Source organism: Dolichospermum sp. UHCC 0259, from assembly GCF_009711935.1.
Classification (GTDB): Bacteria; Cyanobacteriota; Cyanobacteriia; order Cyanobacteriales; family Nostocaceae; genus Dolichospermum.
Genome location: NZ_VIKX01000042.1, coordinates 1 through 6,185 on the forward strand (window position 1 = coordinate 1; position 6,185 = coordinate 6,185).

At 37.3% G+C, this 6,185-nt stretch carries 7 protein-coding genes and 1 pseudogene; 4 read left to right on the top strand and 4 right to left on the bottom strand.

Annotation, left to right across the window (positions count from 1 at the left end):
- From FJR05_RS03685 to FJR05_RS03695, 3 genes and pseudogenes are all read left to right on the top strand, one after another.
- Window positions 1-113 (top strand): annotated as a pseudogene (locus FJR05_RS03685) (photosystem II D2 protein (photosystem q(a) protein)); the annotation flags it as partial.
- Complete coding sequence (gene psbC, locus FJR05_RS03690) at window positions 97-1,479, top strand: photosystem II reaction center protein CP43 (RefSeq protein ID WP_168642858.1); 1,383 nt, start codon at window positions 97-99, stop codon at window positions 1,477-1,479. The pseudogene FJR05_RS03685 and the gene psbC, both read left to right, overlap by 17 nt.
- Window positions 1,480-1,697: 218 nt before the next feature.
- Window positions 1,698-2,690 carry a hypothetical protein gene (locus FJR05_RS03695; protein ID WP_168642859.1) on the top strand — a complete coding sequence of 331 codons (993 nt, stop codon included), beginning with the start codon at window positions 1,698-1,700 and terminating at the stop codon, window positions 2,688-2,690.
- A gap of 136 nt (window positions 2,691-2,826) precedes the next feature.
- Here the strand turns inward: FJR05_RS03695 and FJR05_RS03700 are convergent, their stop codons facing one another.
- The 4 genes from FJR05_RS03700 to FJR05_RS03715 all read right to left on the bottom strand — a co-directional run bounded on the left by FJR05_RS03700 (window position 2,827) and on the right by FJR05_RS03715 (window position 5,607).
- Window positions 2,827-3,660: an SWIM zinc finger family protein gene (locus tag FJR05_RS03700; protein WP_168642860.1), complete on the bottom strand. Its 834-nt coding sequence runs from the start codon at window positions 3,658-3,660 to the stop codon at window positions 2,827-2,829.
- A gap of 3 nt (window positions 3,661-3,663) precedes the next feature.
- Window positions 3,664-3,996: a DUF4351 domain-containing protein gene (locus tag FJR05_RS03705; protein ID WP_254446685.1), complete on the bottom strand. Its 333-nt coding sequence runs from the start codon at window positions 3,994-3,996 to the stop codon at window positions 3,664-3,666.
- Between the two features lie 137 nt (window positions 3,997-4,133).
- Window positions 4,134-5,075 carry a DUF4351 domain-containing protein gene (locus FJR05_RS03710; protein ID WP_168642861.1) on the bottom strand — a complete coding sequence of 314 codons (942 nt, stop codon included), beginning with the start codon at window positions 5,073-5,075 and terminating at the stop codon, window positions 4,134-4,136.
- A 61-nt stretch (window positions 5,076-5,136) separates the two neighbouring features.
- Window positions 5,137-5,607: a helix-turn-helix domain-containing protein gene (locus FJR05_RS03715; RefSeq protein WP_168642862.1), complete on the bottom strand. Its 471-nt coding sequence runs from the start codon at window positions 5,605-5,607 to the stop codon at window positions 5,137-5,139.
- A 127-nt stretch (window positions 5,608-5,734) separates the two neighbouring features.
- Between FJR05_RS03715 and FJR05_RS03720 the strand changes: the two genes are divergently transcribed.
- The gene (locus FJR05_RS03720; RefSeq protein ID WP_168642863.1) at window positions 5,735-5,911 is read left to right on the top strand and encodes a hypothetical protein; all 177 of its coding nucleotides are present in this window, start codon (window positions 5,735-5,737) and stop codon (window positions 5,909-5,911) included.
- The last annotated feature ends 274 nt before the right edge of the window (window positions 5,912-6,185 follow it).

Here is a 6,185-nt window from a genome sequence, read left to right on the forward strand (position 1 = left end):
CCAAAAACATTTTGTTGAACGAGGGTATCCGTGCTTGGATGGCTCCTCAAGATCAACCCCACGAACAGTTCGTATTCCCAGAGGAGGTACTTCCACGTGGTAACGCTCTCTAATAGAGTTATTAGTGGTGGCCGCGACCAAGAATCAAGCGGCTTCGCTTGGTGGTCCGGCAACGCCCGTTTAATCAATTTATCTGGTAAACTGCTTGGCGCTCACGTTGCCCATGCTGGTTTGATCGTCTTCTGGGCTGGAGCAATGACTTTGTTTGAAGTCTCTCACTTTGTCCCAGAGAAGCCTATGTATGAACAAGGCTTGATTCTGCTTCCTCACCTCGCCACACTAGGTTGGGGCGTTGGTGCAGGTGGTGAAGTTTTTGATACATTCCCCTACTTTGTTGTCGGTGTACTGCACCTCATTTCCTCCGCAGTTCTAGGATTTGGCGGTATTTATCATGCCGTTCGTGGTCCTGAAACCTTAGAAGAATATTCTGCCTTCTTTGGTTATGACTGGAAAGACAAGAACAAAATGACCAACATCATCGGCTTCCACCTCATCATCCTGGGGTGTGGTGCGTTGTTGTTGGTGCTGAAGGCTATGTTCTTCGGTGGAGTTTATGATACATGGGCCCCAGGTGGTGGTGATGTGCGTGTGATTACTAATCCCACACTCAACCCCGCAATCATCTTCGGCTATCTAATCAAAGCTCCCTTCGGTGGCGAAGGCTGGATTATTAGCGTTGATAACATGGAAGATGTTATCGGCGGTCACATTTGGATTGCTTTCACTTGTATCGCCGGTGGTATTTGGCACATCTTCACTAAGCCTTTTGCTTGGTCACGTCGTGCCTCCATTTGGTCTGGTGAAGCTTACCTATCCTACAGCTTAGGTGCGCTCTCCTTAATGGGGTTCATTGCTTGCGTTATGGTGTGGTTTAACAACACCGTTTACCCCAGCGAATTTTACGGTCCTACTGGTCCTGAAGCTTCTCAAGCACAAGCTTTAACCTTCTTGATTCGTGACCAACGCTTGGGTGCTAACGTCGGTTCTGCACAAGGTCCTACCGGTCTGGGTAAATACCTCATGCGCTCTCCTTCCGGTGAAATCATCTTCGGTGGTGAAACCATGCGCTTCTGGGATTTTCGTGGTCCTTGGTTAGAGCCTCTTCGTGGACCTAACGGTCTTGATTTGGAAAAAATCAAGAATGATATTCAGCCTTGGCAAGCTCGTCGCGCTGCTGAATACATGACTCACGCGCCTTTGGGTTCTTTGAACTCTGTGGGTGGTGTGGCTACAGAAATTAACTCCTTCAACTATGTGTCTCCTCGCGCTTGGTTGGCGACTTCACACTTCGTTTTAGGATTCTTCTTCTTGATTGGTCACCTATGGCACGCAGGCCGCGCCCGTGCTGCTGCTGGTGGTTTTGAGAAGGGTATTAACCGTGAAACAGAACCAGTAATGTTTATGCCTGACCTCGACTAGGTTTTTCTAGGCTTAATTTCATTACTGACAATATGATGCTTTTGATAGCTCTTGCCTAACCGCAAGGGCTTTTTTTGTAGTTTTCTGTGTAAGTTCACACATTAAGCTTTGTTAAGCAAAAGTAAAAATTTAAAATAAATTTTGCACAGGTACTTACAATAATTAAACATTGCTGCTAATATACAATGTAACAAATAAATCTTATTAAGGATCAAGTAATGAATACGCTAAAGTTCAGCACGTCTGTATTAACAGTCACGGCTGGTTTGGTAATGGGGACATCAATAAATCAAGTTGTTATTGCTGAGGAAGTTGTTGCAGAAGCAATTACTCAGCCAGTAGTTACAAATGAAGTTATTGCCACATCAATCACCCCTGAAAAAACTGAAACTCCTCCTCAACCAGGATCTTTTAGTTATAGTGCTGGTGATTTACTGGCAAAAAGACCACTAGATTTAGATATATTTTGCAAAAGTTATCCTTTAAATTCTCGCTGTTCTGAGCTTTCTACTCCATCAAAACCACAAATGGAAGAATCTAAACCACAGCCAGAAGAATCTAAACCTACGGAAGAAGCAAGCCAAACTCCTGTAAAAACAAGCGGTTGGGCAGTTACACCTGAAATTAGTACACTAGGTGTTGGTGCAACAGTCACTAAATCCATAACACCTAATGTCAATGCTAAATTAGGCATCAATGGCTTAGGAATAGATACAGATATTGATGAATCTGGAGTCAATTATAATGCTAACCTCAACCTATTCAATGTTTCTACTTTAGTTGACTACCATCCTTGGAAAAACCTTGGTTTTAGGTTGACTGGTGGCTTGGTATTTCAAGATAATAATTTGGAAGGAACTGCAAAACCCACTGATGGTCGAAAAATCCAAATTGGTAACACAGAATATGACACCACAACTCAACTCCAATCAGTAAAAACCAAGGTTTCCTTTCCCAATAGTGTCGCACCATTTATTGGTATTGGTTGGGGTAATGTCGTTAAACCTGGTAAACGTTGGTCATTTTCAGTAAATTCAGGGATAATGTTTGCTGGATCTCCAAAAGTAGAGATGACACCTATTGGAGCTAATCCACTCTTACTAAATCAAATTCAAGCTGATATCGAAAAAGAAAGAAAACAATTAGAGGATGATCTGAACTGGTTAAATATTTATCCTGTTTTTTCTGTTGGTGTTTCTTACCAATTTTAGATAACAATTTAGGGTGTGTCAGATGTTGAAAATATGTTTATTATTACTGAGTTATCAACTTTGACGCACCCTAAAAGAGATGTTAAGATCACCAAGGCTGTGAGGCTATGGGGACATCAACAATAACTAAAAATATTCATCCCCCTACATTCATCGCTGCTAAAAATGCCTTTTGACTGACATCTTGATAAACGGCTTTTAAATATTTCATCACCAATTCACCAGCAGGAGAATTAGTTGTATTTTCCTCATCTTTGGCTAAAGGAATTGTCCCTAATGTGTCTAATACTGTTTCACTAACCGCAGGTGAAATAACGACTAAAGACGATTCTAATGGCTGATTATATTGCCAAAAATTATCTATTTTAATCGGATATTGATGTTCAGAAACTTCTGGTTGAATTGCCGATGTTTCCTGAATTGTCTCGACATTTTTACTACTACGTAATTGCCGTAAATCGCCGATAATTTGCTCTTTGGTGCGTCCACGTAGTTGAAATAATACAAAAGGGTCTTCACTAAAGCGATCGCCTAATTGATAATATACAGCACCGATATGTTTACAAGGAACGGCTTTATCAGGACAGGAACATTTACTATGAACATCAGTAAGAGTAAAGGGAAACAATGATAAACCATTACTGATAAAAACCTCTTCAATATTTTGTGGCATTTCTCCCGCTAATAACTTAGCCGCAAAAATCGCTTTTTGAGACATAGTTTCCACCACATAACCCCATTCTTCCTCACTAAAAGCATCAAGAGATAAAGAAACTTTATAAGGTTCTACTTCACTACCTTGTACTCTAGCTAATACCTTCCCAGCCTTAAATTTAATACTCAGAACATTTCCTTGTCGAGAATAATTTCTTGCCCGTTCTAATCGCTTTTTAAATCGGTAAGAATCAAGTAAATCTAGCCACCTTTGTGACCACCATTCCCGACTTGCTTGTAAGGTTTCGTTACTCATATATTAAAGATTATCTAACCAATTTTGCAAATCTTCCACAGTATCTAAATCAAATATTGCCTCTCCCAAAGCTTCAATGATTTCTATATTTAAATTTCTAATTTCAGTTTCTAATTCTAGATTAATTTGTCCAAACTTCCTATTAATTAAACGGAGAATTAAATTTTTTTCTCGTTCAATTCCTCGTTCAATTCCTTCTTCCATCCAACTAGTGACAATTTGCATAACTTCCTCCTTTTCTTCTTTGATTAATGTACCTATTTCTGTTTGAAATTTCTCTTTTTCTAGTTTATTTAATCTCAGATATGTGTCAATAAAACCTGATATTAATTGCATTTTGGCTGGATTTAATTTTAAGGTGACTAATAACCTTAAACATTCTCTAAGGAATGTGAATTAAATAAAGTGCAAAAGTAGGGTGTGTTAGCGACAGCGTAACGCACCATTCCACGTTAAATCAGAATTGCAGGTTATTAAATTTGCGTTCCTAACCAATTTTGCAAATCTTCTACAGTATCTAAATCAAATATTGCCTCTCCCAAAGTTTCAATGATTTCTATATTTAAACTTCTAATTTTTGTTTCTAATTCTAAATTGATTTGTCCAAACTTCCTATTAATTAAACGGATAATTAAATTTTTTTCTCGTTCAATTCCTCGTTCAATCCCTCGTTCAATTCCTTTTTCAATTCCTTCTTCCATCCAACTAGTGACAATTTGCATAACTTCCTCCTTTTCTTCTTTGATTAATGTACCTATTTCTGTTTGAAATTTCTCTTTTTCTAGTTTATTTAATCTCAGATATGTGTCAATAAAACCTGATATTAATTGCATTTTGGCTGGATTTAATTTTAAGGTGACTAATAACCTTAAACATTCTGCTTTGACTTTTGGCCTGTCCTCTGGCGCTATCCTCATTTTTGACATTAAAGCCGATGCAACTGGATTTGCACGGGTCAAAAAGTCTCGCCAGTTGAGTTGATTCAGTTGCACTACTTGATAATTAAATTTTAGCACTTGAAAATCAGGAAAGTTGATTTGATAGTTATTTACAGCTACGGTTTTGGGTGAGTCATAGGAAAATATAACTATGGGATAAATTGGTAAGTCCAATTTTTCATCTAATCTGGCAAAATAACGAAACATTCTTTGATTGAATTTCGCTCTTGCACCTGATTCCGCTTCAATATGAATCACAAAATAAGAAGGTTGACCTAAAAATTTAACTTTCGCTATTAGGTCAGTTTCATATTTGTCTCCTGCGGTGACATCAGTAAATATTTCTTTGTCTAAGAATATAATTGATTCAGTGTCTATATATTCGAGAACTTGAGGAAAGAATAATTCTATAAATTCTATGAAAAAGGTTGATATTAGTTCTTTGAATAAGCGGTCATGATCTATGTTTTCTGTCATTGTCTTATCTAAATTAGAATTTAAGTTTATGATTAAATAATAACTTTAAGTTGATTATAGATCAAAGTGGTTCATTGGAAGATTTATCTTTCCCTAATAAATCAACCTCAATTGTATCTATTTCAATTGTGATTCTCTTCTTACAAAATTTAATACTAGCGATTCTACCAATAATATCTACAGATTCAAAGTTAACAGTTTCTCGATTATTATTTGTAGTTTCTGTTTTGTATCCTGCTTCTTCTAACCACTCATTTACACTGCGCCAATTATCCATTTTCTCATGAGATTTTCCCACCAAACCCTTAACATATCTGTATATAGTCGCGCAAACATCTGTTTCTACACTTCTAACTTGCTTGTTTAGCTTATCCGCAATTTCAGCAGGACTATAGCCCAAAAGCAACCCTCGCAGGTGTAGCTTTTCTGTTGGTGTAAGACGTTTACACTTCTCAGATGCTAGATCATTATACAACGTCTCTAAATCCCACTCATTTGCGGCTTCTACAAACTTCTCATCACTGGATGCCATAATCTCAATACTGAAACACTGATGTAATCCTAACATAAAAATGTAACTTAAGTTAGGTAAAGACTAATTGAAGTTAGGTTATTTTAGGTATAAATAAATCTATGTTGCAGGGGAGAAACAATTAATTATGGGTAAGATTAAATATGACCAAGATGATAGGGGTGGTGGTAGTATAGAGACTAATGCCTTTCCTTGGAAATGGTTTATCTTCTTTCTAATATGTCTGCCTGCTGGTGGACAAGGAATTGTTTTCTTCCTAATCGTTCTCGCATTTGTTAAAGTTTTTACCAATATTACCAGATAATTTCTCTCTTTACTAATTTCTTAATACAAAATCTGGTTTAGAACCCTTGAAAATATTATCCTGCAAGGGTTTTCTTTAAAATCTTGTTTAATAGAGATTTGAGAAATCATGCTAGTTAATCAATAACTGATAGTTCCTTAAACTTCATCTTCTTCAATCACAGCATTTCGGTCTAATATTCACTCACAGCAGGTGAAATAACTACTAAAGACGATTCTAATGGCTGACTATATTGCCAAAAATTATGGTTCTACCGCTCCCTTTATGAAAGGAT

Bases quoted from the DNA above. Each gene is read 5' to 3' on its own strand.
- FJR05_RS03720 (WP_168642863.1), top strand. From the start codon at position 5,735: ATGGGTAAGATTAAATATGACCAAGATGATAGGGGTGGTGGTAGTATA.
- FJR05_RS03705 (WP_254446685.1), bottom strand. From the start codon at position 3,996: ATGCAATTAATATCAGGTTTTATTGACACATATCTGAGATTAAATAAA.
- FJR05_RS03695 (WP_168642859.1), top strand. From the start codon at position 1,698: ATGAATACGCTAAAGTTCAGCACGTCTGTATTAACAGTCACGGCTGGT.
- FJR05_RS03710 (WP_168642861.1), bottom strand. From the start codon at position 5,075: ATGACAGAAAACATAGATCATGACCGCTTATTCAAAGAACTAATATCA.
- FJR05_RS03700 (WP_168642860.1), bottom strand. From the start codon at position 3,660: ATGAGTAACGAAACCTTACAAGCAAGTCGGGAATGGTGGTCACAAAGG.
- FJR05_RS03715 (WP_168642862.1), bottom strand. From the start codon at position 5,607: ATGGCATCCAGTGATGAGAAGTTTGTAGAAGCCGCAAATGAGTGGGAT.